The 26,346-nt window shown below is 53.8% G+C and carries 22 protein-coding genes; 10 read left to right on the forward strand and 12 right to left on the reverse strand.

Annotation, left to right across the window (positions count from 1 at the left end; all coding sequences use genetic code 11):
* Positions 1-570: 570 nt before the first annotated feature.
* Positions 571-1,266 carry a hypothetical protein gene (locus AB1598_05880; protein ID MEW6144531.1) on the reverse strand — a complete coding sequence of 232 codons (696 nt, stop codon included), beginning with the start codon at positions 1,264-1,266 and terminating at the stop codon, positions 571-573.
* A 223-nt stretch (positions 1,267-1,489) separates the two neighbouring features.
* Here AB1598_05880 and AB1598_05885 point away from each other — a divergent pair, with 223 nt between their 5' ends.
* Positions 1,490-2,659, forward strand: a complete 1,170-nt coding sequence (locus AB1598_05885) for a Fic family protein (GenBank protein ID MEW6144532.1) — start codon at positions 1,490-1,492, stop codon at positions 2,657-2,659.
* A gap of 302 nt (positions 2,660-2,961) precedes the next feature.
* Here the strand turns inward: AB1598_05885 and AB1598_05890 are convergent, their stop codons facing one another.
* The 3 genes from AB1598_05890 to AB1598_05900 form a co-directional block, all read right to left on the reverse strand.
* A complete protein-coding gene (locus AB1598_05890; protein ID MEW6144533.1) occupies positions 2,962-3,855 on the reverse strand; it encodes an alpha/beta fold hydrolase in 894 nt (297 codons plus the stop codon).
* A gap of 631 nt (positions 3,856-4,486) precedes the next feature.
* Positions 4,487-8,191, reverse strand: coding sequence for a PAS domain S-box protein (locus AB1598_05895; GenBank protein MEW6144534.1), 3,705 nt, complete (start codon positions 8,189-8,191; stop codon positions 4,487-4,489).
* Positions 8,192-9,200: 1,009 nt separating this feature from the next.
* Positions 9,201-9,911, reverse strand: a complete 711-nt coding sequence (locus AB1598_05900; GenBank protein MEW6144535.1) for a hypothetical protein — start codon at positions 9,909-9,911, stop codon at positions 9,201-9,203.
* 176 nt (positions 9,912-10,087) lie between these two features.
* On the opposite strand from AB1598_05900, the gene AB1598_05905 reads away from it, so the two are divergent.
* Complete coding sequence (locus tag AB1598_05905; GenBank protein MEW6144536.1) at positions 10,088-10,852, forward strand: IPTL-CTERM sorting domain-containing protein; 765 nt, start codon at positions 10,088-10,090, stop codon at positions 10,850-10,852.
* A 271-nt stretch (positions 10,853-11,123) separates the two neighbouring features.
* Here the strand turns inward: AB1598_05905 and AB1598_05910 are convergent, their stop codons facing one another.
* A complete protein-coding gene (locus AB1598_05910; GenBank protein MEW6144537.1) occupies positions 11,124-11,474 on the reverse strand; it encodes a hypothetical protein in 351 nt (116 codons plus the stop codon).
* Between the two features lie 623 nt (positions 11,475-12,097).
* Between AB1598_05910 and AB1598_05915 the strand changes: the two genes are divergently transcribed.
* Positions 12,098-12,520 carry an ester cyclase gene (locus AB1598_05915; protein ID MEW6144538.1) on the forward strand — a complete coding sequence of 141 codons (423 nt, stop codon included), beginning with the start codon at positions 12,098-12,100 and terminating at the stop codon, positions 12,518-12,520.
* Between the two features lie 867 nt (positions 12,521-13,387).
* On the opposite strand, the gene AB1598_05920 is transcribed toward AB1598_05915, so the two are convergent.
* The 5 genes from AB1598_05920 to AB1598_05940 form a co-directional block, all read right to left on the reverse strand.
* Positions 13,388-13,993, reverse strand: a complete 606-nt coding sequence (locus tag AB1598_05920) for a hypothetical protein (protein ID MEW6144539.1) — start codon at positions 13,991-13,993, stop codon at positions 13,388-13,390.
* A 477-nt stretch (positions 13,994-14,470) separates the two neighbouring features.
* Positions 14,471-14,641, reverse strand: coding sequence for a hypothetical protein (locus AB1598_05925; protein MEW6144540.1), 171 nt, complete (start codon positions 14,639-14,641; stop codon positions 14,471-14,473).
* A 237-nt stretch (positions 14,642-14,878) separates the two neighbouring features.
* Positions 14,879-15,052: a hypothetical protein gene (locus AB1598_05930; protein MEW6144541.1), complete on the reverse strand. Its 174-nt coding sequence runs from the start codon at positions 15,050-15,052 to the stop codon at positions 14,879-14,881.
* 376 nt (positions 15,053-15,428) lie between these two features.
* Positions 15,429-16,007 (reverse strand): IPTL-CTERM sorting domain-containing protein, encoded by a 579-nt coding sequence (locus AB1598_05935; protein ID MEW6144542.1) that lies wholly within the window; start codon positions 16,005-16,007, stop codon positions 15,429-15,431.
* 546 nt (positions 16,008-16,553) lie between these two features.
* Complete coding sequence (locus AB1598_05940; GenBank protein ID MEW6144543.1) at positions 16,554-17,255, reverse strand: IPTL-CTERM sorting domain-containing protein; 702 nt, start codon at positions 17,253-17,255, stop codon at positions 16,554-16,556.
* 158 nt (positions 17,256-17,413) lie between these two features.
* Here AB1598_05940 and AB1598_05945 point away from each other — a divergent pair, with 158 nt between their 5' ends.
* Complete coding sequence (locus AB1598_05945; GenBank protein MEW6144544.1) at positions 17,414-18,268, forward strand: class I SAM-dependent methyltransferase; 855 nt, start codon at positions 17,414-17,416, stop codon at positions 18,266-18,268.
* Between the two features lie 932 nt (positions 18,269-19,200).
* Here AB1598_05945 and AB1598_05950 read toward each other — a convergent pair.
* Positions 19,201-19,635, reverse strand: coding sequence for a GFA family protein (locus AB1598_05950; GenBank protein ID MEW6144545.1), 435 nt, complete (start codon positions 19,633-19,635; stop codon positions 19,201-19,203).
* A 311-nt stretch (positions 19,636-19,946) separates the two neighbouring features.
* On the opposite strand from AB1598_05950, the gene AB1598_05955 reads away from it, so the two are divergent.
* The gene (locus AB1598_05955) at positions 19,947-20,576 is read left to right on the forward strand and encodes a carboxymuconolactone decarboxylase family protein (GenBank protein ID MEW6144546.1); all 630 of its coding nucleotides are present in this window, start codon (positions 19,947-19,949) and stop codon (positions 20,574-20,576) included.
* Between the two features lie 236 nt (positions 20,577-20,812).
* On the forward strand, positions 20,813-22,987 hold the full coding sequence (locus AB1598_05960; protein ID MEW6144547.1) for a cation:dicarboxylase symporter family transporter: 2,175 nt from the start codon (positions 20,813-20,815) through the stop codon (positions 22,985-22,987).
* Positions 22,988-23,696: 709 nt separating this feature from the next.
* On the opposite strand, the gene AB1598_05965 is transcribed toward AB1598_05960, so the two are convergent.
* On the reverse strand, positions 23,697-24,341 hold the full coding sequence (locus AB1598_05965; GenBank protein ID MEW6144548.1) for a S24 family peptidase: 645 nt from the start codon (positions 24,339-24,341) through the stop codon (positions 23,697-23,699).
* Between the two features lie 217 nt (positions 24,342-24,558).
* Between AB1598_05965 and AB1598_05970 the strand changes: the two genes are divergently transcribed.
* The 4 genes from AB1598_05970 (at position 24,559) to AB1598_05985 (ending at position 26,258) form a co-directional block, all read left to right on the forward strand.
* A complete protein-coding gene (locus tag AB1598_05970) occupies positions 24,559-24,987 on the forward strand; it encodes an endonuclease domain-containing protein (GenBank protein MEW6144549.1) in 429 nt (142 codons plus the stop codon).
* A gap of 85 nt (positions 24,988-25,072) precedes the next feature.
* Positions 25,073-25,483: a hypothetical protein gene (locus tag AB1598_05975; protein MEW6144550.1), complete on the forward strand. Its 411-nt coding sequence runs from the start codon at positions 25,073-25,075 to the stop codon at positions 25,481-25,483.
* 190 nt (positions 25,484-25,673) lie between these two features.
* Positions 25,674-25,943: a hypothetical protein gene (locus AB1598_05980; GenBank protein MEW6144551.1), complete on the forward strand. Its 270-nt coding sequence runs from the start codon at positions 25,674-25,676 to the stop codon at positions 25,941-25,943.
* A 195-nt stretch (positions 25,944-26,138) separates the two neighbouring features.
* Positions 26,139-26,258, forward strand: coding sequence for a DUF559 domain-containing protein (locus AB1598_05985; protein ID MEW6144552.1), 120 nt, complete (start codon positions 26,139-26,141; stop codon positions 26,256-26,258).
* The last annotated feature ends 88 nt before the right edge of the window (positions 26,259-26,346 follow it).

Consider the following 26,346-nt stretch of genomic DNA (forward strand, 5'->3'; position numbering starts at 1 on the left):
GTCCGATTCCTCACGCGTTCAGAATCGTTGCTCGAATCCGTTACTTGCCCGGATTTGCTGTTCAGAACCGTGGTCGGGAATGACAAAAATAAAAATCCCCCCGAACCCCCCTTTAAGAAAGGGGGGATTAAAAGGAAAGGCAAAAGTTGGATTTTTCACGTGAGTTCGAAATGACAAGTTAAGGATGAGATTGCCGCGCTTCCACTCGCTTTCACTCGTTCCGCTCGCAATGACAGGAAAAAGATGAGATGCTGAATAGATCCTGAAACGATCCCGGATCGGAGTTCCTGAATCAAGTTCAGGACAGGCCGGGACGTGGTTCAGGGCATGGTTCAGGATGACAAGATAGATTTCTTGTTTTGGCTTGTGCGGATTGTATACGATGTGAATGTGAGTTATGTGCAATCAGCTAAGAGCGACCAGTTTAATATGGCTTCACGAGATTGTCCTTCGTTGATCAGCAGACTTGCACTCAACCAATAACAACCAATTGCTCACTTGCTCGCAATTGTTGCCTGCTCAGAACTGTTGCTCGAAATGACAAAACAGGAGGTGCATGGACGGAGCTGCTTAAAGCATCTCGTGGAGCTCGTCCGAGAGTGAGGGGTCTACTGGGTATTCGACGCTCTCGTAGAATACGGAGAGGTTGCAGTCGGGCGAGGGGGAGAATTTCTTTTCGTCGAGCTCGATCGAGACGTCGGTCCTCCCGTTCAGCGTGGGCCAGACGTGCTTGAGCGCATACTTTCCCTCGCATATCTCTCCGGGGCTCGAATAAGGGTCCTGCTTCGGCGGGGAATCGCCGTACTCGGCGACGCCCGAGGCGGGGACGCCCGTCTCTTTAGATATCCCGGCAGACTTTGCCCTGAGGAGCCTTACGTACTCTGAGGGGGGCTGCCCGCTGTCGCGTAGGTGAAGGACTGCCATGCCGAGCTTCCCGTCCTTGAACGCGTAGACTATGTCGTATTCGGGCTCGACGTTCTCGACCTCTATCGTCACGCGCGGATGCGATACGGCGCCGTCCTCGCCGTCGACCTCCACCTCGACCACGCCCTCCGACGCCACGGTCGAGAGCTCGCCGCCTATCCTGTACGTGAGCGCCTCGTTCCCCTCCCTCATGAGCTCCCCCGACTCGCGCTCCTTCACCTCTTCCTTCGACATGCCCCACCTGACGTTCCTGAAGTCGGGCTTTTCGTCGCGGGAGCAGGTGCACCCTGCGGCGAGGCATATAAATAAGGCGAGGATTACGGCGCATGTACGGCTGGTCAAGGGTTAACGCTCCCGGGGTGATTGGCTATATTATGTGCGGGGGAGGGGGAAGATGCAAATGCGACCTGTTATTCCATTAAAACGAGTTTGAGTGGAATAAGGAGGGTGGTTATTCCAATGGAATGGAATAAGGAAGGGCCTTATTCCATTAATTTGCGTTTTAGTGGAATAAGGGGTATTCTTATTCCATTAAGTTAGAATAAATTGGAATAAGAGAGCGGATATGATGGAAAGAAATAAGCTTCCGAAGATACCTGAACTTCTACCGCCAAAGATCGACTATAGCAAGATATTTAGAGAATTGGGTCAGGCAAATAAGGCTGTGGGTGAACTTCAGGGAGTTCTGACGAACATTCCAAATAAATTTTTGTTAATTGACCCAATGTTAACGAATGAAGCAGTTACCAGTTCAAAAATTGAGGGGACTCAGGCAAGTCTAGAAGAAATATATAAGTATGAAGCTTCAAAAAAGCAAATTGAAGGAATCGAAAAAGAACAAGATATAAAAGAAGTATTGAACTATAGGAAAGCTTTAAAGTACTCAATTGATAAAATAGAAAAAGAGGGTCAACCAATAGGCGAAAATTTCATCAAGGAAATACATTCCATGCTGTTAGATTCTACTAGAGGAGAAAAAAAGGACAGGGGGAATTTGAGGAGAATTCAGGTGTTCGTAGGAAGACGTGGAGCGACTATTGATGAGGCGAACTATATTCCACCGCCTCCAACGGATCTTCCTCGCTTGCTGAGTAATTGGGAAAACTATGTGAATATGAATAAAGATGAAGATCCGCTGGTGATTGCTGCAGTCTCTCATTATCAGTTCGAGGCGATACATCCGTTTATGGACGGGAGCGGAAGGATAGGGAGAATACTAATTCCAATCATTTTATTTCAGAAGAAATACTTGAACTATCCTTACTTATATATGAGTGAATATTTTGAGCATAAAAGGGATAATTATATTTTTTGGCTTCAACAGATGGATGAGAACAAGATTTGGGAAGATTGGATAAATTTTTTTCTTCGCTCAGTCACGATTCAAGCTATTGGCAGCAAAATAAAAGCCCTCAATATGCTAATCCTTTATCATGAGAAAAAGGAAGTAATAGGATCCATGAATTCGAAGTATGCGATGAACTTGTTAGACATATTATTTTCGAATCCCATGGTTTCATTCAAAACTTTAAAAAAATTGATGGATGCAAAGAGTAATCAGACGATTTATAATCTATTGGACAAATTTGTAAAAGGAGGGATTCTCAGCGAAATTGGTGAAGAAAAAAGAAATTCGCTCTATGCTTTTCAGGAACTTCTTGATACTGTGAAGACTTCGAGTTTTTCTGAAAAGGATGAGTTGCCTAGTATTGGGGAAACACCTTCCGGAAGCTGATTAGCTTAATTGCCATTGTTAACAGGATACAAAAATCCTCCCTGACCCTCCTTTGCCAAAGGAGGGAATAGAAAGAAAAAATGAGATCCCGAATATATTGGGTTAACCAATATTATCCGAGGAACAATCACTTCATTGCATTTTGCCTATGGCGTCCGGTTCTTGCACTAGTTCAGACCCGTAGTTCAGAATGACTTTGTAAACGGATTTCTCACATACGTTCTAAATGACAAGCGCAGTAGTGAATCTTGCATCGATCCCGGTTCAATCGCGGCAAGATGCCGCTCCTACAGGGGAGGATATCAAATTGACCCCGCCAAAAATTCCTCGATCGCTGCGAGCACTTCCCCGGGGGCGTCTTCCTGGAGGAAGTGGGAGGCGTCGGGTATTTCGACGACTCGCGCGCGGGGATATACGCGTTTCCACATTTCCAGAACCTGGGGCGGGAGCACGGGGTCGAGCATGCCCCAGACGATGAGAATGGGGATATTGCCGAATAGCGGCAGGCTGTCCTCGATACGCTTCATCTCGTCCCACGACGCGTCCCCTTCGGCGACCGGGATGTCGCGGGACCAGCAGAGTAGAGCTCTCCTCGATTCCGGCGTGGGGAATGGCGCCAGATACGCGGACATAACCTCCGGCGTCAGCTTCTCAGGGTAGTTCACTGTGCCCGTTAACGCGCGCGCGGCGTATCCGTTCTTCTCCAATACGAACTGCTCGCCGCGGGGGGAGCGTATCATCTCTATCAATTTCGGGAAGGGCGCGCCCGGCCACTCTGCGAACGCCCAGGTGTTCGTGAGCACGAGGCGCTTAATCAGCTCCGGTCGTCTCGCTGCGAAGCCTAAGCCCACTGGGCCGCCCCAGTCGTGCACTACGAGCGTTATGTCCGAGAGACCGAGAGAGAGGACGAGCGATTCGAGGTTCGTTATGTGGTGGCGGAGGAGATAAGGATACGGTTCCGCGGGCGCGTCCGATTTGCCCATGCCCATGTGGTCGGGGACTATGACCCTCCTTTTCCGCGACAGCGCCGGGATGAATCTACGCCACAGGTAGCCCCACGTCGGGTCGCCGTGGAGCATGAGGACGGGCTCGCCTCCACCCTCGTCTACGTAATGCAAGTCGAGACCGCCCGCGCTGAAGAAGCGGGAGGTGAAGGGATACGCGCCGCCGAACGTTTCGTCTTTTATTCCGGGCATGACGGATAGTACGATACTACATTATTTAGAGGATGGCGGCTATGGGGGTGAATCCAGAGGGCGGGATTACGGCGCGCAACAGTCCTTCGACTGGCTCAGGACGAACGGGTTAAAGACAAATCCTCCCTACCTATTTTGGCTAAGGCAGCGTTGTGCGGGGAGTTAATCTTCTATGATGCTCTTTTAGCTTGGGCGTCCGAATGCTTACTTGCTCGCATTCGTTCTTTTTCAAAGGAGGGAATAAAGACAACAATAGATTTCTCGCTATTAGAACTTGATCCCGCATTTTCTCCTCGTTAATTAGCTTCTGTTACCTAAGCGAGGGCGTCCGGTTCTTGCGCACACTCAGAACTGTTGCTCGAAATGACAGATAAAAATCTATCGCGGCTGGAAGCCGCTCCTACAGTTTCTACAAGACGAGATTCCCGATTTCTCGGGAATGACAGAAAGGATAAAGACAGATCCTGAAATAAATTCAGGATGACAAGATAATGATGAGATTGCCGCGGTCACAAAAAGCGTTCCCTCGCAACGACAGGGTGGGGGGAGATTACCGCGGTCGCTTCCGGATTCGCCGGGCGCGGGAGTGAATCTATACCCCGGTCCGGATATGCTCGGGAAATCATCTCTTCTATTTAGCCGCGGGCCGGGCCGGAGGCGAGTCCAGAACCTCGCGCACCTTGCCGAGCAGGTTCAACGGCGTAAAAGGTTTCTGGATGAAGGATTTTCCGTTCGAGAAGATACCATGCTCATCGATCGTATGATCGATGTAGCCCGACATGTAAAGGACTTTCATCTCCGGGTGAAGAGCAGTCAAGCGCCGTGCGAGCTCGGGGCCGCTCATCCGCGGCATTACCACGTCTATCAGAAGCAGGTGGATCGGGTCCCGGTACTCCTCGCAGGCACGGACCGCTTCGATACAGTTATTCGCTTTAAGCACCTTATGGCCGGCTTCTTCCAGTACGAGACTGATCAGGGACAGGACCTCCTGCTGGTCCTCGGCAATAAGTATGGTTTCGGGCCCTCCCTGCGGGCGCACCGTTACACCCGCGCTTTCTCCGGCCTGCTCGGGCTGACCGTCGACCGCGGGGAGATATATTTTAAACGTCGTGCCCCTGTTCCTTCCGCTATCGACCGTGACGTGTCCGCCGCTCTGATTGATTATCCCGTAGACGGTCGCGAGGCCGAGCCCTGTCCCTTTCCCGAGCTCCTTCGTCGTGTAGAAGGGCTCGAATATCTGCGACAGCGTCGCCTCGTCCATGCCGTGTCCGGTATCGCTCACTGCGAGCATCACGTACCGGCCTGGCGGGAGATCGGGTTTGAGGACCGCGGAAGCATCGACTTGAGAAACGTTCAACGTTTGTATGTGCAGCCTGCCCCCCCTGGGCATGGCGTCGCCGGCGTTTATGACGAGGTTCATCACCACCTGCTCGATCTGTACCGGGTCGGCTTTCACGCGCCCGAGCGCGGGCTCGAGCTCGGTAACGAGCTCAATGTCCTCGCGGACGAGCCGCCGTATCATCTTCTCCATGCCGGTAACCACTCCGTTCAGGTCGAGAACCTTGGGCTGGAGTATCTGCTTGCGGCTGAAGGCCAGGAGCTGGTTCGTCAAAGCCGCGGCGCGCTCCCCGGCGTTCCTGATCTCACGTATGCCCTCCTCCTGCTTTTTATCGACGAGCGGGCGCGAGAGCAGGAGGTCGCTGTAGTTGAGTATGACCGTCAGCAGGTTGTTGAAGTCGTGGGCGATACCGCCCGCGAGCTTCCCAACGGCTTCCATCTTCTGGGACTGGCGGAGCCGCTCTTCGAGACGCTTCCTCTCGGTTATGTCCGTGACGAAGCCTTCCAGGTAAAGGAGCTCTCCCGAGGGCGAGTATACGCCCTGGCCTTTGTCCCATACCCACTTCTCTTCTCCGGTCCTCGTCCTTATCCTGTAGACGAGCTCATACATTTTGTGCTTTTCGAGCGCCTCGTACACGTCGCTCAGGAGAGGCGGAAGGTCTTCGGGGTTGACGATGTCGAGGTAATTCACCTTTTTGCTCTCGTAGTCTTCGAACGTATAGCCGGTGAGCGCCTTCAGGCCTTCGCTCGCGAATTCGAACGAGAAGTCCTCGTCGTTCCTGCAGCGGTAGGTGCATCCCGGCAGGCTGCTCAGCACTGTCGTGAGCATGCGTTCGTGCTCTCTCAGCGCCTTCTCCGTCTTTCTCAGGCCGGTGATGTCGAGCACCGTCCCTATCATGCGGACAGGCCGGCCGTAATCGTCGAAGACGACCTCGGCCTGCTCGTGGACGAACCGCTCCGAGCCGTCCGGCAGCACTATCCGGTGGTCGATGCTGTAGATCGCACCCCTGTAGAGCGCGTCGTCGACGGCCTTCTTTACGAAATCCCTGTCGTCCGGGTGGACGGAATTCAGGAACGATCCGTAAGTGGCGCCGAACTCCTGGGGCTCGTATCCGAATATGCGGTAGACTTCGTCCGACCAGTGAAGCTCGTTCGTAATTACATCCCAGTCCCAGTTGCCGAGGTGCGCAATGCGCTGCGCGTCGGAGAGGCTCTCCTTGGCCTTCCGGAGCGCTTCCTCCGCTTCCCTGCGCTTGGTGATGTCCTCGGCGACCGCCATGCCGCCGATGACTTTTCCATTTACATCGCGCAGGGGAGAAAAGTAAAGGGATAACCATAAGTCCGCCGAACTTGTCGTAGCGGAGTAGAGACCTTCATGGTAAGAAGACTGCCCTTCAATTGCACGCTCCATCGCGGGGATAAAACTCTTGTCCTTGAGCTTCCTCATATCGAGTCCAAAAATCTCGTCATAGGACGACTGTATTATCTCAGCCAAACGCTTGTTACATTGGGTAATCCTCAACTCATTATCGAATATATACACGCCGACGGGCGACTGGTCGAAGAGTATGCGGTAGCGCTCCTCCGATTGCCGGAGCGCCTCGGTCATGCGTATTTTTGTGATGGCCCTCTCGATCTGGCCGGCCACCGTTTCCAATAAATTCAGCTCTTCCCCGTCGAACGCCTCCCTCTTCAGGGAATGTATGTTAATAGTCCCCGTGACCTTGCCTTCGTCGCTGAACGGCATGGACACGTAGCTCTTCGTTCCCAGCTTTCTGCCGGCGGGACCGATGGCCATGTCCTTGTCCACGTCGGAGCAATAGAGCAAGGGCTTGTTCTCCATGATCGCTTTCCAGGTAAAGCCCTTCGGATACGGTATCCTGCCGGCCTCGCTGATGTACCAGGCCGGGTAGCCTCTATAGGCCTTGAGCACCGCCTCGCGGCTTTCGACGAAATAGATCGAAACGATGTCGGAAGGATCCAGGTTCCTGCTTATGGCGTCGACTATGTCTTCCAGAATTTCCTGAAGGTTATCGGATTCGGTAACGCTCCTGCTGATCGAGCCGGTTATAGATTCGTACCGGTTCTTCTTCGAAAGCCGGGTGAGGCTCTCGTTCAACTCTTCGACGAGGTGCCTCTCGTCGGTGACGTCGCGGTAGCTGCAGACGACGCCGACTATTTCGTTGCCCACCATCTGAGGATTGCTAGAGTGCTCGAATACCCTGCCGTCCCTGAGCTCTATGAACTCGTGTATCGCCTTCCCGGGGAACTCCTCGAGATGCCTTACCGTCCCGTGGATGCTTTGGGTGTCCTTTACTTGTGAGAGTAGGTGCTCTATCAGCAGGCCGAAGTCTTTCGTCTCAGCTATAGATTCCGGAAGCCGCCACATTTCGATGTACTTCCGGTTGAGGCTCGTTATCCTGTTCGAGGCGTCTATCGAGATAATGCCGTCCGCCGTGGCGTCGAGCGTGGCGCGCAGCAGCGATAGCGCATGTTCGAGCTCGTTTTTCGATCTCTCCTCTCTGCTGACGTCGCGGAGTATGGCCGTGAACACCATGCCGTCCCCCGTGCCCTGCCGGGAGATCGAGGCCTCGGCCTGGAACTCCGTGCCGTCCTTGCGGAGGGCCGCAAACCGGGAGCGCTCGTTCATGTACTTTGAAGATACGGGGCCGCGGGCGAAATTCTCTACGTGCTTTTGGTGCTCCTCGACGAAACGGCCGGGTATGAGGACGTCGAGCGGCTTGCCCAGGATTTCGTCCCGGCTGTAGCCGAAAATCTTCTCCGCCCCTTTATTGAAGAAGACGATCTTCTGGTTCCGGCCGACGGACACGACGGCGTCCTCGGTGATGTTCAGGATGCTTTCCCGGCGGGAGCTCTGCTTTCGCAGGCCTTCGATCTCTTCAGCGAGCTCTTTTTTTCCAACAAATCTTTCTTTCATCTCCTCTACCACGCCTCGGCAGAGTCCGGCCGAGGCTGCCTTCCCGTTACGGCGGGGCATGAGTAACTACTTTCACTTCGTGACCTGAGTGCCGGAGCCAGCAGCATAATGAGCGGCAGGGGACGACGCGGGGCGGCGCGAGAAGGAATTTTATTCATCCGGCGAACGAAACTTGTACTCCATATTCTGTATTGCTTAATCACAGATAGGGCTTATTAATTTTACTTAATTATAATCCCTATTTGCCGGAATTTGCCGGCCCGTCCGCACAGGGTGCGGAATTCGTGAAATACCGCCGGGAACCGGACGGAACGCCGGGACCGGGCACTTACAATCGCAGCGGGGAATGACGGAAAGATTAAGGTAAACCCCCGCCCAAGCTGTTTTTGGCTTATGTGTGATTGAGCCGGAAGTCAATTTGCTTCTGTGACTTTGTTGTGAGTGCGACCGGTTTCGCGCTCGCTTGCAGCCGGTCCCCGTTTGGAAGGCGGAGGGGAAAAGAGGAAGGTGCGGGATTGCAGCGCTGCTCCCGGTTTCGCTGAAACTTCGCAGGACAGGTCGCGCTCCCTCGTAATGACGGAAAAGATAGAGCCGAGATGCTGAAACAAGTTCAGCATGACAGTTATTTATAGCGTGCCCCCTCATCCTGAAACGATCCTGGATCAAGTCCAGGAAATGGTTCAGGATGACAAGATAATGATGAGATTGCCCCCGGATCGGTGTCCGGGGCAGGCGCGGCTCATTCTGAGCCTCGCAATGACAAATATCGCGTCCTTCGACTGTACGCTGCATGTGCGCCCGGGACGAACAGGGAAAAAACTAAATCCTCCCTAGCCCTCCTTTTAGATCCTGAAACGAGTTCAGGACAGGGGAGGGGATTAAAGGAATCGCGGCAGGATGCCGCTCCTACAGCTTATTAAAGGCGAGATTCCCGATCGGTGTCGGGAATGACAAAAATAAAAGAAGAGATTGCCGCGCTTACGGCTTCGCCCAAGGCTACGCCGCACAAGCAGGGCGAACGGGTATGGTTGAGCAGAGTCGGTGAATAGGACCGTATGCCCGCGGGTGCTCACCCGCCGCCGGGGCCGGAGAGGAGGTATTTGATCGCGTCCGAGGAGCGGCCGGGAGGGAGCTTGAGCGTCTCGGAGTAGAGATCGGCGATGGCGAAGCAGACCTTCTTCTTCTCTTCTTCGGTGAGCGGGGTCTGCGCGGTGTAGTCGATCTCGGGGCCGTACTTCGCCACGATGTTCGACGATATCCTCCCTATGTCCTTCTCCGCCTGCTTCACGTCAGCGAGCTCGGCGGGCTCGGTGTTAGCCGACCTTATTATGAGCGCTATCCCACGGAGCACCTCGTTCTGCTCTTCCCCGGACATGAGCGACCACATGCACCCTTCGCTACCGTTTATGAGCTCGACGCAGCAGCCGGGGTCGGTGTTCCCGGCCTTCTCGAATACGCGGATGAAAGAGGTTATGAAGGCCGACGTCGCCTCGGGGGAAGCGAGGGGGAGATCGTTCTGAAGGAGCGCCGCGAGCGTCATGCCGTTATCCGATATAACGTCGTCCATGCTTCCGCCCCTGAGTATCGCCGATTTCGTGTCGGAGAGAATCTGCGCGTAGAGGTCGGGGTAGAATTCCTTTATCTCGGGGAAGGCGGGGACCTCGAGTATCCGGGACTCGGCTGTGAAGTAGTCGTAGAGCCTCGGCGCCCAGACAGACGCCAGATAGCCTATAACGACAACGGCGGCTGCTGCCGCCAGAATCCTCAAAACAGCGCGCATCGGTTTTACCTATCCTTGGCAGGGGGGATTTAGCTGCGGACAACTGAATTATACTCGGAGAATCGGGCGGTGTGAAATTTCCGGGAGGGGGCGGCGCCGGGGGATCGGGATATTTTATTAGCTCCTTCAATTGTGATAGAATTACAGGAACACTTCTTGAAGGAGGATGGACTCTCGTGTGTCAATTAATCCATAAATACAGGGCTATATTCACCGCTTTGGTCGTTTTTATCGCCTTATCCGCGTCCGGTACGGAATCGAGGGCGCAGGTCACTTTCCTGACCGACAGGGACGAATACATAGCGAACCATCCGGACCAGCTCGTGCAGACTTTCGAGGACGGAAACGTAGCTCCGGGAGGTGAGACTTTCTGCGACACAGTATTGATAAACAGCTCCTCGGACGATCCATGCTTTGATCCCGGGGACATTCTGCCCGGTCTCGAGTTCTTCTCGAATCCGACATTCGGGAGCTTCTATCTCGTGGGCGCACACGACAACGGACACCCGAACCCGAGGAATGGGCTCGGGAGGCAGACGGACGGGAAGAACGAGTTTATAGAGATAACGCTCCCCCCGCCCGGTGTTTTGTCCGCCGGGGTAACGACGGGCTGTTTCGACGGAGAGCCGCCCTGTAACGGTGTATCCCTGTTCCAGGTGTACGGCGCGGGCGGCGTGCTTCTTGACGAGATCACGATACCCGTGACAGATGAGCTCGAAACGTTCATAGGATTCGATTCGACGACGCCGGTCGAGCGTGTTACGGTCTCGGACTTCCAGGGGAATGCAACTGTCGAGGCTGTAACCGAAGTGAGGTTTGACCAGCCTGTGAATCCGATTCCCGCGCTTTCGGAGTGGGCGATGATTGCGGCGGCTGCGGGGTTGGGGCTGGTGGGGGTGTGGTTTACGGTGAGGAGGAGAAGAGCATCTTCCGCGGCATAATACGCTTTCGACCCTTCGACGAGCTCAGGACAGGCTAGGCTCAGGGCGAACGGGTTAAAAACCAAATCCTCCCTAACCTATTTTGACTTAGGCTGCGATGAGCTAAAAAGTTAAGTTGCTCTGCAGCCTTTGTTGGTGAGGAGTCCGAATGCTCGCTTGTTCGCATTCGTTCTTTGCTAAAGGAGGGAATTAAAGACAAAGAGGAGATTCCCGGTTTCGCAGGAATGACAGGAAGATTAGTGGACTTTCCCCATTCTAACTAAATACCTGATCAATAGGGAGCGCGGTAGAGGAGCAGCCCTCCGGCAGGCACGTTCGGAACGAAGTACGAGCAGTCAAACGGCGGCGGCTGATGCCCGGGAGGAAGCCCCGGCACCCAGATGCGGCACTCACCCGGCGGGGGATACTGTCCCGGCGGGATTACGACGTAGCCGTATGGAATTCCGGGCGGGTATCCCTTGTAATAATCATCGTCGTCATAATCATAATAGTCTTCGTAATATTCGTCCCGGTCGTCGTCCCAATCGTCGTCATCGTCGTCCGCCGCCGCCGCTGCCGCGCACAGGATTACCATGAGCAGGCTTATGAGGACGGGCCTGAACGGAAGGAATTTGTCTTTCATCGAGCACCTCATGGTCTAGTGATACCATACGGATATTCCGTTGCAACAAGATTTTGCTCAACTTATTAAAGATGAATCCTCCCTTGCCTATTTTTGGTTTAGGCGACGGTGAGCTGGAAGTTAATTTGCCCAGCTGCCTTTGTTGTTATGGCGTCCGGTTCTTGCTATTTTGGCTTCCGTTGCTACGATGCGGAGAAATAATAAGGTTTGTGTACTCATCCATTAGAGACCAATTCCTTACTCGCTCGGAATTGTTGTTCAGAACCGTTCTTTGCCAAAGGAGGGAATTGAAATGCAAAGGATGAGATTGCTTCGCTTCAATCGCAATTGTTGCAATAATGATTTCCCCCTTAGAAAAAGGGGGATTAAGGGGGATTTAAAATAGAAAAGAAAATCCTCCCTAACCCTCCTTTTCCAAAGGAGGGAATTAAAACTCCGTCCTTCGACGGGCTCCAGGCTTCGCCAATAGGCTTCCGTCTTCGCTAAAACTACGCCGGACGAGACGCCGTGATAAATCGCTCCGCTCGCAATGACATATAATGTATGAAAGAGGAAATGTTTTTAGAATCTGATATTATTCTAACGGCAAGGGTTGTATCCAAAATTAAATCCGGAGGAATTACATGGCGCTGACACGAGAGCAGATGGACAGGATGATCGACGAACATTTCGGGTATGAGGCGAAGGACGACGTGGAGGGGGTGCTGAGCACTCTCACGGAGGACGTCGTCCACGACATAGTAGGCTCGCCGACGGGGCCGACGTACGGAAGGGAGAACGCGCGGGCGTTCTACGAGGGGATGTTCGCAGACCTCGAAGGGGGGAAGGTTACGTGCATAAGGAGGCTTTACGGGGAGAACTTCCTCGTCGACGAATCTCTATGGGAGGGCAGGGCGCCGGGCAGCCCTTTCGGCATCGAGGGCAAGGGGCGTCCGCTCAAGTTCAGGCTGCTGCACGTGATCGAGTTCACGGACGACTCTATGATAAAGAGGGAGAACGTGTGGATAGACCTCGCGGAGATAATAAAGCAGCTGCCGAAGGAGTGAGGGGGTTGTCTGGTTACGCGAGTAAGGACAATCCTAAAACATGTTTTCTTCTTTTCCTTGATGAAAAGAAGCAAAAATCACACACGTAGTGTGTTTTACGGTTGTTAAGCAGCTACAGGTGCAAATCTAGCAATCGTATAAATTGAGCGGTAGCGGAGGCTTAAGGATCGTGTGCCTGCGGGTGCTCACCCGCACATAATTTGCTAAAAATCTTGCGTTTAAGCTAAAATCTTTCAAATGGAAAGCTGAAAGATTTTTTCGCTTCAACACGCGATTTTCTTGACGATTAACCAGCAGAAAATAACGGAGCCAAGAAAGTGGCACGTTGTCTGTTAGGATAGAGCGACCGATTCCTCGCTTGCTCGAAATCGTTTCTGTAATGTCGGGGAAGGATAAAAAGCGAGATTGCCGCGCGGAGTTTATCCTGAGCGGAGTCGAAGGACTCGCAGTGACAAATAAAAAATATATCGCGGCTGGAAGCCGCTCCTACAGACTGTAAAGACGAGATGCTGAAATAAATTCAGCATGACAATAATATTAAGGTGACACCCCCATCCTGAAACAATCCTGAAACGAGTTCAGGACATGGTTCAGGACAGGCTCCTGACCTTCCCCCTAGCAGGGGGGAAGGGGGAAGATGAAACGTGCTTCGACCCTTCGTCCTTCGACAGGCTCAGGATGAACGGAGCTCAGGACAGGCTCGCAGATCAGTATTGTCCTTGCTCCGTTATTTGGCGAAAGCTGAGGAGTGACGGAGCAATTATATATGAGCGCAGATTCTGCGCCTCAGGACGAACGGGTTGGGCACTATGGGTGGTTTAAGCAGATGAGGTGCGGATGAATCGTATATGAGCACACATTGTGTGCTTAGAAGTTCTCCATCTCCTGTTTGAGCCTGCGCTCTTCGACGCGGGGGTTGAGCTCGACGCTGTAGTAAAGCACGGAGAGTATGGTGTTCACGTTCCCGCCCTCGAGCGTGAGGAAGATTTCCGTCCGGGGCGTGCGCCAGGCGCTCTGGAGCACGAGCCTGCCTTCCGCCACCGCCTTGCCGTAGCCCTCGGGGTTCGCCTCCTCCTTCCCCTCCCGCCACACCTTGTCGTCGCGCGCGGGCTGGCCGTACTCACCCGCGAGGACGCCCTTTATCTTCTCGTAGTCCTTTACGTACTGCGCGGGGTCGCCGTACTTGTTCGTCACGGCGTAACCGCCGAGGACGAGCTTATCGTTCGTGAACAGGTATCCGATCTCGGCGTCGAGCCCCTCGTACTTGCCCTTGTACGAGACCGCGAGGTCGTAGGGCGGGAGATCGGTCTCGCTCACGGGGGCTGAGTTCTCGGTGAGCTTCACCTGCGCGGGCGTCATGCCCCACCGCGTGCTGCGGAAGTCGTGGGACGGGTCCTTCTGCGCGTGGGCGTGATCGATGAGGGCGGTAAATATGATGAACGCGATGAGCGCCGGCGTGACGGGATTCTTCAATGCGGTTTCTCCTGCGGAGAAAGTATACATGCAGGATGCAAGATGTAGGATACAGGATACATGATCCGTCCTTCGACCCTTCGTCCTTCGACAGGCTCAGGATGAACGGAGCTCAGGACAGGCGCGCAGTTCAGTATTATCCTGTCTCCATTATTTTATTTGGCGAAAGTTGATGAGTGACGGAGGAATCGTACATGAGCGCAGATTCTGCGCCTCAGGACGAACGGGTTAAATACTAAATCCCCCTTTAGCAAAGGGGGATTTAGGGGGATTTAAAGAAAAGTAAAGAAAAATCCACCCTAGCCTAATTTGGCTTAGGCCACGAACAGCCGCAAATTTATTTACTTTGGTGCCTTTGTTGTTCGGGCGTCCGGTTCTTACGCTTGCTCAGAACCGTTCTTTACAAAGGAGGGAATTAAGTGCAAAAGACGGGATTGCCACGCCTTCGGCTCGCAATGACAACCAAATCTTCGCTTCCTATTGACCCAGGTCGTTGAGGAGCCTCTTAAGGAGCTCTTCGCGCTTCTTCATCTCTTCGCGGAAGCTCATGCTGTCGGTGTCGGCTATCTCCATCCTGAGGTCGGAGAGATAGCTCGAGAGAATCTCTTTCATCATTTCGACATCTTCTGCTGACAAATTGAGCTGCATGGCGGTTACCCCCTATTCTCATTTGGCATATAAATATCATAGGTTCGCCGCTCTCAAATTGCAAGCGGGGGAGGGGGAGAACTTTCGGGTTGTCTGGAGGGGGTGGGACTGATGCGTTGTTTCGCAGTGGGATCCATGTTATCGCGGCTGGAAGCCGCTCTTACGGGTGGGATGCGGGATACGGGATTAAATATGTGGATTCCCGATCAGGGTCGGGCATTACAGCGGGGATTACGCTTACGACTTCCCGATATCCGCTATCAGCCTCTTCAGAAGGACCTCTCTCTTTTTCAGCTCTTCACGGAAATCCATGCTGTCCGTATCCGCGATCTCCATCCTGAGGTCGGAGAGGTAGCTCGCGAGGATCTCTTTCAGCATGTCTGCTTCTTCTGCCGTCAAATTCAGCTGCATGGCGTTTACCCCCTGTCGTCAGTCGGTATATGAATTATCTTAGGTTCGCCGTGCTGAAATTGCAAGCGGGGGAGGGGGGGTGATGCGAGATACAGGATAAAGGATGCATGATGCAGGATGAGATGGGTGCTGCGCTCGCAATGACAAAGAAAAGGCAAATCCACCCTAACCCTCCTTTGTTAAAGGAGGGAATTAAAAGACAAATATGAGATTCCCGATCAGCGCCTGCCCTGAACCATGTCCCGTACTTGATACGGGATCTATTCAGGGTCGGGAATGACAGAGAGGAAGGGGACGGGATTGCCGAGGTTCGGCGGCGAAATAAAAAAGGGAGACCGGAGTCTCCCTTTTCTTTTCACTGGTTGATTTATAAATCTTACGCGGTCTGTTTCCTTCTCCTGTAAGCCATGAATCCGGCTATTCCGAGCGACGCTGCCAAACCTAACAGCCCTATCTCGGACACAGTCGGTATAGGGGCGAGAGCCGGCCTTGAGAAATTGCAGCAGAAGACCTCGACCTGCGTCTGGTCAGTAGGCTGGCAGAAATCTTCAAAACTCGGATTGCAGGGGATTTCGCCCTGGCAAAAAAAGCTGATGGCTCCGGTGCCGTTCGTTACAGGGCCGCCGGGGCCGCCCGGTCCGCAGCCGGCCTGTTTCCTGCCCGTCCAGATGCCTACGTCGTATCCGTTCGACTCGCATACGAACTGCGCCCAGGAGTTTGCCTGGTCGCAGCTATTGGTATTACAGTCGCCGAAGCTGAAGTTGGAATTGCACGCTTCGTCGGGCCAGGCTTCTGTGCCTTCGCTCCACTTCAGTATTGCCTCGTTGGGGTTCTGGCACTGCTCGACAGCTGGCGTAATGCACGCCCCTTCGGGCAGCTCCACGGGCTGCGCCCAGAGCCTCGGGGCCGCGGTAAGAATAATAATGAAAAATATCGATGAATATATTTTTTTCACGGTATCCATCCTCCTGGATTGTTAATTAACGCGGTTGGAAACATCCTACAATAATTCGATAAGCGGGTCAATGAGGAGAGATTGCGGGGGGATAATGCAGGATACGGGATACAAGATGCAGGATGCGGGATGAAAGACGAGATTCCCGATCGGCGCCTGCCCTGAACCATGTCCCTTACTTGATACGGGATCTATTCAGGGTCGGGAATGACAGAATGAAAAGATAAACAATAGATTTCTCGCGCTGCTCGAAATGACAAGATGAGGATGAGATTGCCGCGCCTTCGGCTCGCAATGACAGGTGGGGGGAGATTGCCGCGGTCGCTTCGCTCCCTCGCAATGACACTTCCTTTTCTGTCTTCGCGAGGCTGTCTTATAGCCGTGGCGATCTCTCTTTTCGCTGGAGATTGCCGCGTGGAGTTTATCCTGAGCATAGTCGAAGGGCTCGCAAAGACAGGAAGGGGACGGGATTGCCGAGGTTCGGCGGCGAAATAAAAAAGGGAGACCGGAGCCTCCCTTTTCTTTTCACTGGTTGATTTATATATCTTACGCGGTCTGTTTCCTTCTCCGGTAAGCCATGAGTCCGGCCATTCCGAAAAACGCCGCCATGGCTGTCATGCCCCATTCGGAGAGCGTAGGTATGGGCGTGGTGACGGAATCGCCTCTGAATCCGACGCAGGTGTATGTCTGGCCGAACCCGTTGCTGTCAACGAAATCCGACGACCAGATACTGCCCCTCGGTGTCAAAGTATTGGCTTCCGGGCAAGTGTTGGAATCGATCCAAGTGAGGCTGCCGGATTCGTATCCCAGGGCGAAGCATAGCGCTTCGGCTGCGTCGATCGGCACCCCGTTATTGTTGGCGTCGGGCGCGTTGCAGACGCCGAACAGGGGATTTTCAGCGTCGCAGCATCCCGTCAGGTTCACGTCCGGCATTACATCGCCTTCCGCATTGCCGGGATCGACGGCGGCTCTCATCGCACCACTTCCAGTTGATCCGAACGAGAGCGTCTCCGTCGCAGGGTCGAAATTACAGAAGAAATCCTCGGGTGCGCAGCCGTTCGTCGGACAGCCGATCCAGTGGAGCGTGCTGTTCGTGTACGCACGCAGGTCCACTCCTCTTGCCGGTTGGCCCCACATAGGTATGTCAGTTACGAGATCGTCGCATGTGGCGGGAAGAGGCTGTGCAAGTAATTGCGGGGATGAGATAAAAAGGAACGTAAGGGCTAATGATAAAAAGAATTTTTTCATTCCCATCCTCCTCAAAGTTTTTTAAGTATTCCAATAGTCAGCATTTTACAATAGTTTGATAATATTTGTCAACGTTGATGGGGGGTTCAGTTTCTGCTGCCTTGACACAGCGTTCTGAATTAAAATAGACTTTGTATATCAATCAATGGGGGTATGCAATGAACGTTAACGACGATTTCATAAGCTGCTGGAACGAGATACTCGTCCCGAAATGGAACAGGTTCCGCCACCTGCTGTCGGGGAACGGCGCCGTGCACAGCGCCGCGGCGTACGAATATTTCCGGATAAAGCCCGGCGACAAGGTGCTCGACATCGGGTGCGGTTACGGGGAGACGACCATAGAGATGGGCAGGATGGTCGGCCCTTCGGGAGAGGTGCTGGGGCTCGATTGCACGCAGGCGTTCCTCGACGTCGCAAACAGGGAGAGGGACGAGGCGGGGCTTACGAACGTGAAGTTCGTCCTCGGCGACGCGCAGAGTTACGAGCTGCCGGCGAATTACTACGACGTGGTGTATTCGCGGTTCGGCGTGATGTTTTTCCAGAACATCGTCTACGCGCTCAAGAACGCGCACAGGGCGCTCAAGCCCGGAGGAAAGCTCTGCATGATAGTGTGGAGGACGATCAGGGACAACCCGTGCTGGGGCCTGGCTAAAGACATAGCGCTCAAGCATCTGCCGCCTCCGGGAGAGGGCGCGCAGACGTGCGGGCCTGGGCCGTTCGCGCTCGCCGACGAGGAGACGGACAGGGGGATGCTCAGGGCGGCGGGGTTCGAGAAGGTGGACCTGTTCATGAGGAACGACGCCGAGGTGTGCATCGGGACGAGCATTGAGGAGGCGCTCGACTACCAGATACTCGTCGGCCCGTCGGGGGAGATAATACGGGAGGCCGCGGAGCTCGGGCAGGAGAAGCTCCCCCTGGTGCGCGAGGATATGAAGCGGGCGATGGAGCCTTACGTGAAGAACGGGGGCGTGTACATGCCGTCGAGCACGTGGTTCATCATGGCGAGGAAGTAAATTCTTCCGATGGCCGCACACGCGGGGTTTAGGAAAAGACTAAAGAAAAGGAACGCTAATTTTATTTCTTCTTTTCCTTGATGAAAAGAAGCAAAAATCACCCGACAGAACAGAATTTGCTAAAAATATCGCATTAAGGCTAAAATCGTTCAATTCTGCCCCAATTGGCAAAGTAGTTTAGTGATAGCCAAGGTTAATTTATTTCATAATGGTAGGTGAGGGCGTCCGAATGCGCGCTCGCTTGCATTCGTTCCCTGAACGATTTTCACGCCTTAATACTCTATTTTCTTAACGATTTGCCAGTAGAAAATAACGGAGCCAAGAAAGTGGCACGTTGTCTGTTAGGATAGAGCGACCGATTCCTCGCTTGCTCGAAATCGTTTCTGTAATGTCGGGAAAGGAAAAGAACGGGATTGCCGCGCGGAGTTTATCCTGAGCGGAGTCGATGGACTCGCAATGACACCCTTTTTCTGTCTTCGCGAGGCTACGAATGTAGCCGTGGCGATCTCGCTTTATTCATGAGATTGCCGCGGTCGCTATGCTCCCTCGCAAAGACAGATTAAAAGCAAATCCACCCTATCCCTCCTTTACAAAGGAGGGGATAAAATGAAAAAGAACAGACGGGATGCTGAAACAAGTTCAGCATGACAAAATTATTAGATTCCCGATCGTGGTTCCTGAATAGATCCCGGATCGGAGTTCCTGAATCAAGTTCAGGACAGGCCGGGACATGGTTCAGGACAGGCGGGAATGACAGAAAAATTAAGGAAGCCTAACCCATTCATGCTTCGACCCTTCGGCTAAGCTCAGGACAGGCGCGCAGTTCGGTATTATCCTGTCTCCATTATTTGGCGAAAGTTGATGAGTGACAGAGGAATCGTACATGAGCGCAGATTCTGCGCCTCAGGACGAACGGGTTGAGTTTTCATACCTTATTCCGCCATCGTCTCGCCCGTGCCGCCGGCGTCCTTCGGGAAGTCCCTGAACTTGGGCAGGCCGTCCTTCATGCGGAGCACCGTCTCCTGATAGTTCACGTGGATCGCCGCTTTGAACGGGAAGTCCGGGATCACGGCCGCGTACACGTCCTTGAGATTTATCGTCGGATGCTCCGTTAGCAAATGGCCCCCGCACGACTTGCACCACTTGCGGAAGCTGAAGGGGGTTTTGTTGTACGTGCCTATGTTGTCCGCGCCCTTCGTGACCCTGACCGCTTCAGGGCTCCAGAGCGTGAACGCCGTCACGGGGCTCGCCGACCAGCTCTTGCAGGAATCGCAGTGGCAGTAGCCCATGAGCGCAGGCTCGCCCGTTACCTCAATTTCGACCGCCCCGCAGAAGCAGGTCCCTTTGTATTTCTGATTCTGACTCATATCGATCCTCCTCTGAAAATGTTATCTGTTACAGCTGCCGTTCTCATGGCGTATCTCATTTATGAATCGTATGAGTATATATAGGTGCAAACGAGATGCCAATTGGAGCGGGCAGAATATTTGTTACTGATCACGGAGGATTAAGAAGCGTTACGGGGAATTTCCCGTGTGGCGTAATCCCGCTATTTGCGAGAAATCGTTATGAAATAATAACGGGAACCGGGACATTGAATAAACCAGGCGCGGGCTTGACAAAAGAGCATACCGGGCGCAATCATTTGGTAGATCGACCGGAGCGTGGGAGGCTGCAAATGAATGTAATAAATATAAGGAATAATGACTGGCGAAATAATTTCGGGTTGAAGCCGAGAACGTCGGCGGTCTCCATACCGCTCCCCGCGGACAAGGATCTGCCGGCCGATGTCGCGGCCGCGCTGTCCGGGCTTCCGAGGCTGAACAACCTCCGCATGTTCGCGCGCGTCCCTCGCTGTTTCAAAACCCTCATGAGCTTCATAGACGAGATTTTCAATCAAGGAAGCTTCGACAAGAGGCTGAGGGAGTGCATGTATATACGCATCGCTTACATTTGCGGGCTGTATTACGAGATGAGGCACAATGTGCTGTTCGCCAGGAAGCTGGGTATAACGGAAGGGGAGATCGCGGCGCTGACGAGCGACGGCATGGTGGACGGGCTCGACGCAGACACAAATCTTGCCTGCAGAGCGGCCGAGGAGATAACCAAAAACATAAGCCTGAGCGACGATACGCTCGCAAAACTGCTCAAGCGCTTCGGCGTGGATGCGGCGTCCGAGCTCATACTGATCGTCTCGTGGTTCAACATGCTCATAAGATACGTCGAGTCGACGCGCGTGCCTTACGAGGAGAATCTGGAGGAGATAATCACAAGCCCGTCCCCGGTTAAATTAAAGCGGGGAAGTTAGAACGGCGAGGACTCTGACGAAGACGGAAGCTTGTCGAAGGGTTGAATGGGTTTGTTAGATAGATGATTGAAAGGTAACACCCCCACCCATGCCCTCCCCCCTCAAGGGGGAGGGAATTGTTTTATTACTCCACCATCGTCCCGCCCGAGCAGCCGGCTTCCTTGGGGAAGTCTTTGAACTTGGGGACCGTCATTCCTGATTACATCCGGGCGTAAAGTTGATATAATTGTCCTCCTATGAGCATAAATTCCGTCGGGTTCACGGTGCAGGTAATTATCGGGCTCGTGCTGGGCATATTCGCCGGCCTGTTTTTCGGTGAATACTGCAGGGTCCTCGCCCCCGTAGGCTCCGTCTTCGTGATGCTGCTCGAAGCGGTGCTGTACCCGTTCCTCGTGTCCTCGCTGATATACGGGCTCGGCAAAATGTCCCCCGAGAATTTCGGAAAGCTTTTCAGGAGAGGGTGGCACTACTACATCCTTTTGTGGGCGGTTACGTTGTCGGCGCTGGCTATACTCATACGCGCGTTCCCTGTAGCGTCGCCGCTATTGATAGACCCGGCGGGGTCGGGCGATTCAGCCTCCCAGTTCCTCGAGCTCATCATCCCGAAGAACCTGTTCGTCGACTTTACGAGCAACTTCGTTCCGGCCGTAGTCGTCTTCTCCATACTTCTCGGGCTCGCGGTGCAGAGGATAGAGAAGAAGGCGTCCACGCTCGAGCTCTTCGACGTCGTGAGCAAGTCGTGCCTCCTCATCTGGAAAGGGATTATCAAGTTCTCGCCGATCGCGGTCTTCGCGCTCTTCGCCAATTTGTTCGGGACCATAACCGTCACGCAGCTCGACAACCTGGTCGCGTACCTGCTCCTGTTCATAGCCGCGTCGCTCATACTGACGTTCTGGATCGTGCCCGGAATGGTATCAGCGTTTATCGGCTTCCCTGTCACGAGGATTATCAGGGAAATGCGGGAGGGGGTATTCATGTCCGCGGTGACGATGCTCCCCGTAACGTCCATACCCTACATATTCCAGGCGGTGGACAGGTTCACGGAGGAGCTTAATTTCGACAAGAACGACGAATTCGGCATAAAGGAGACGGTGCTCTCGTTCAGCTATCCGCTGACGCAGATCGGCAACCTGTTCGTATACCTCTTCATGGGGTTCTGCATATTCTATTACAAGCACCCGGTGAATTTCCTGGACCAGCTCCTCATGCCCGTGCTGAGCCTGCTTTCTTCGTTCGGCACGCCGATCGCCACTCTCAACTCGATATCGTTCATGAGCTCGTGGCTGGGATTCACGCAGAACACGACCGACCTTTACGTCGAGCTCATGACAATCACGAGGTATTTTCAGGTCATCGCCTCGGTCGCGGGAATATTTTTCATCACCGTCGTCGTGACATTCGCTTTCTTCAAAAGGATCAGGTTCAGTAAATCGCGGTTCGCCATACATCTCGCGCTCCCGTTCATCGTGCTCTCTGCGGCGAGCTACGGTATCTACGAGCTCGAGGCATGGCTCAGCCCCAAAAGGCCTAACCCCTACCTCTCGTACTCTCTGCCGGCCGGGACAGGCGACGGAGTAAACGCGACGGTATACAAGGACAGGGACGCCGCGCTCAAGGCCGGGGCTCACGACCCCGGAGCGGGCGGCGGGTCGCTGTTCAGCCACATCCAGAGTACAGGGGTGCTGAGGATAGGATACAACGCGGCGCCGATACCGTTCAGCTATTTCAACGACAAAGGGGAGCTCGTCGGATACGACGTGTCGTTCGCGTACGACCTGGCGAGGACGCTCAACGTCGATCCCGTTTTCGTGCCCTACACGTGGGAAGGGCTCGCGGACGACCTCAAGGCGGGGCGGTTCGACATCGCGGTCTCGGGGATATACATAACCGACGACAGGATAAAGGACCTCGAGGTATCACACCCTTATTTCGAGAGCCCCGTCGTCATGATAGCGCCTTCTGAAAAGGCGGGCGATTACGTATCGAGAGAGAAGATGTCGCGGATAAAGGACCTGAGGATCGGGGTGTTCAACGACACCGTGCTCGCGGGGTTCGTAAGGGAGACCTTCCCTGAGGCGCAGGTCGTGTACGTGACGAGCCTCGAGGACATGCTTTCCTTCAACGGCTTCGACGCGCTCATCTGGACCGAGGAGCAGGCGCTCATACTCGCGTCGCTGAGACCGGGCATAAGCGTCGTCCTGACGAAAGACCTCCACTCTCCGCTCCTCTTCGCGTACATGATGCCGCCCGGATCTGACGAGATGCTGAGGTATATAAATTACTGGCTTGAGCTGAGGGGTTCGGACGGGTTCACGGAGCGGATGAAGGAGTACTGGTTCCAGGGAAAGACCGGGGCCGCCCCCGAGCCGCGGTGGAGCGTGATAAGGAACGTGCTCGGCTGGGTGGAGTAGGGGTTGGTGCTCTACTGGATTGACACCCGTTCGCCCTGAAGCGCAGAACCTGCGCTCGTATATGGTCCCTGTGTCGCTCCTAAGATTTAACCGAATTATGGAGCCAATCCAGAACTGCGCGCCTGTCCTGAGCGTAGTCAAAGGATCGAAGGGTTGAACGGGTTTAACAAAGTGAAAGGAAAAATCCACCCTAGCCTAATTTGGCTTAGGCCACGAACAGCCGCAAATTTATTTACTTTGGTGCCTTTGTCGTTAGGGTGTCCGGTTCTTACGCTTGCTCAGAACCGTTCTTTACGAAAGGAGGGGATGAAATTAATTGCAAATGATGAGATTGCCGCGCTTTCGGCTCGCAAAGACAGATTAAAGCGAGATGCTGAATAGATCCCGTGTCGTGGCACGGGACATGGTTCAGCATGACAGATAAATGCAAAAAAGATAGATTTCTCACGTGCGTTCGAAATGACAACGTTGAAAGACGAGATTCCCGATCGGCGTCGGGAATGACAGAAAGGAAGGGACGAGATTGCCGCGGTCGCTGTGCTCCCTCGCAAAGACACACTTCGACAAGCTCAGGGCGAACGGGTTTAAAAAAGCGAAAGAGAAAATCCTCCCTGACTCTCCTTTTTCTAAGGAGGGAATTAAAGATGAAAAGCAAAAGATGAGATTGCTTCGCTTCGCTCGCAAAGACAAGAATGTAATGTTCCCCCCGTCACACATTCTGGAATACCCATCTCACGCGGCCGACGATTAAATTCCGGTCGAGCTCGTCGAGAGGGACCGGGTAGTCGGCAACCATTTTGTTGTCGCTCTTGATGATGATCTCGCTGGGCGTGATCTCGAGGCGCTTGACGACGTAGCCCTCGTAGGGGAGGTGCAGGCAGTAGATGCCGTTGCTCACGATCTTCTTGTCGTTCGGGTCGAAGCCGACGTAAGCGCCGTTGACGATCGTGGGGTACATGCTGTCCCCTTCGACCTTGAACCCGTTCGTGTAGCTCCGCACGAGCTTCGACGGGAGCGTGACGCGCTCTATCGGCTCGGCGTCGGGAGAGGTGAGCGGATTACCAGCGCCGGCGAGCTCCCATATCTTTATCTCGACGAGGCTGTCGCCGCCGAAGACGGACGATATATCCGGAAGGAACATGTCCCCCTGGCCGCGGCGGAGCCACCTCGGGCTGATGCCGTATATTTTCTCGATGACCTTGAGGAAGTGATCGGGCGGGCGGGTGCGGCCGGACTCCCAGCTTAGCACCGTGTTGAGTGATTTCCCTATCCCCTTGCCGAACTCCTCCTGCGTCAAGTCGAGCGCTTCCCGCACAAGCTTGAGCCTCTGCCCTATTTCATTATTGTGATCCATTCTGCCCCCTGATTCACAAAACTGTGATTTTACCTATTGACAAATTCCCAGTTCTGTGAATATAATATACATAAACAATATGACAATAGCAATATTAATACACAATACTGTGAATTGCAAGTGGGGATCAATGGAAATTGTGAACAGAGATGATGAAGGGAGGGGAGATTCTTTTGTTCCTTCCCCCTTGAGGGGGGAAGGTGAGGATGGGGGTGAAGTGAATAGAAAGGCCTCCACTGACAATGCTCGCCAATTGAGGAAAAACCTGACGGATGCTGAAAAGAAATTATGGAGACATCTACGGTTAAAGAATATTGGAGGAAACAAGTTTCGAAGGCAGCAGCCGATCGGGAAATACATTGTGGATTTTGTATGTCATGAGAGGAGGCTGGTCGTAGAGGTAGACGGCGGGCAGCATGGAGAGCAAATCGCGTATGACAATGAACGCACAGCCTGGCTCGAATCCGAAGGCTATCGCGTGCTCAGGTTTTGGAACAATGAGGTGCTTGAGGACGTAGAGATTGTATTGGAGGTAATTGTAAGAGCTTTGGAAGATGACATGCGGTGTCACCCCCACCTTACTCCTCCCCCCTCAAGGGGGAGGAAAATGAGAAGCACAGCTTGCAAAGTAGGGGAAGTCGGATGATGACGGAAATGACGAGATGAGATCCTGAAACAATCCTGAAACGAGTCCGGGACATGGTTCAGGATGACAAGGCAGGGGAAGTCGGATGATGACGGGAATGACTATGACGGAATTGACAGGGAGAGAATGGAGTCTGATGGGACGGATCGAGCACATAACCACGCAGCAGATAATCGGGGAGTGGGGGAGCATAGAGAATTTCGCGGCTTCGCACGGGGTGAGCCCGGCGTCGACCAAGATGGTGATATACGTGGACGGGGCGAAGAGCAGGCCCGTAGAGGATGCGCTCAGGAAGTACGGGTATCTCAACCTTCTCAGGTTCGAGAAGGAGCTCCGGAGGAGGGGGCAGACGTTTTCGGGGTACGTCGCGACTGACGGGCTCAACCCGGTGGAGCTGATAGAGACGCTCAGGATGAAGGAGCCGCACCCTGAGGTGGTGACGGGGCTCAAGAGGAGCGGGCTCTGGGAGGTGCTGGAAACAATTCCGAACGAGTGAGGAATTGGTCGCCCCTGCTGATGAAGAGAGGAGTGAATGAATTATGGACGCGATGTTGAGAGAAAGGGAGAGGGGGAGGAGGGTGAATGATGAGTGGGGGTGTGCTTCGACAGGCTCAGCACGAACGGGTTTTAAAGAATGAGACCCTGAAACGAGTTCAGGGTGACAAATAAATTGATGGGAGGCGGTCATGAAGTATTCGTTGCTTAGGTACATGAGTTACGCGGTGCTGGGGTTCGGGTTCCTCTACATGACGTGGCACCTGGGGAGGGCGTATGAGGGGGGCGACGGGCGGGAAGTGACTGTGACGGCGTGCAGGGAGACCGCAGCCGGGTACGACTGCAGGGCGGTCGACGTCGAGATCGGCGAGCTCAGGCGCGCGTACGAGCGCGCGATGGAGGAAACTACCGGGCCCGTGTCCGTGCGGAATAATAATTTGCTCGAGCTCACGAAGAGGTGAGACGGGCGGAGGCGGCACTCCTACAGAGACGGTCCCGGAGACGCTCAGGCGGCCAGTCCCCTGGCAGGCCGGGGCGCCGGGACCGCTTATATATAAGGTAGGGGGGGAGAAAGAACGAGTTTCCTCCCGCTTGGAGGAGAGGAGATTTTAGTTCCTTCCCCCCTTGAGGGGGAAGGGCAGGATGGGGGGTAAAGGATGAATATAGCCAATGCTCGCCAATTGAGGAAGAACCTGACGGATGCTGAAAAGAAATTATGGAGACATCTCCGTTTAAAGAATATCGGAGGAAACAAATTCTATTTTGTTTTATGTTAGTTGTTCGCGATGATCACTAGAGATTTATGCATTCAGCAGAGGGCATCCGGTTGCTCACTTGTTTGCAACCGTGGCAGCATCCAATCGG

The sequence above is a fragment of the Thermodesulfobacteriota bacterium genome, from assembly GCA_040754335.1.
Lineage (GTDB): Bacteria > Desulfobacterota_D > UBA1144 > Nemesobacterales > UBA2774 > 2-12-FULL-53-21.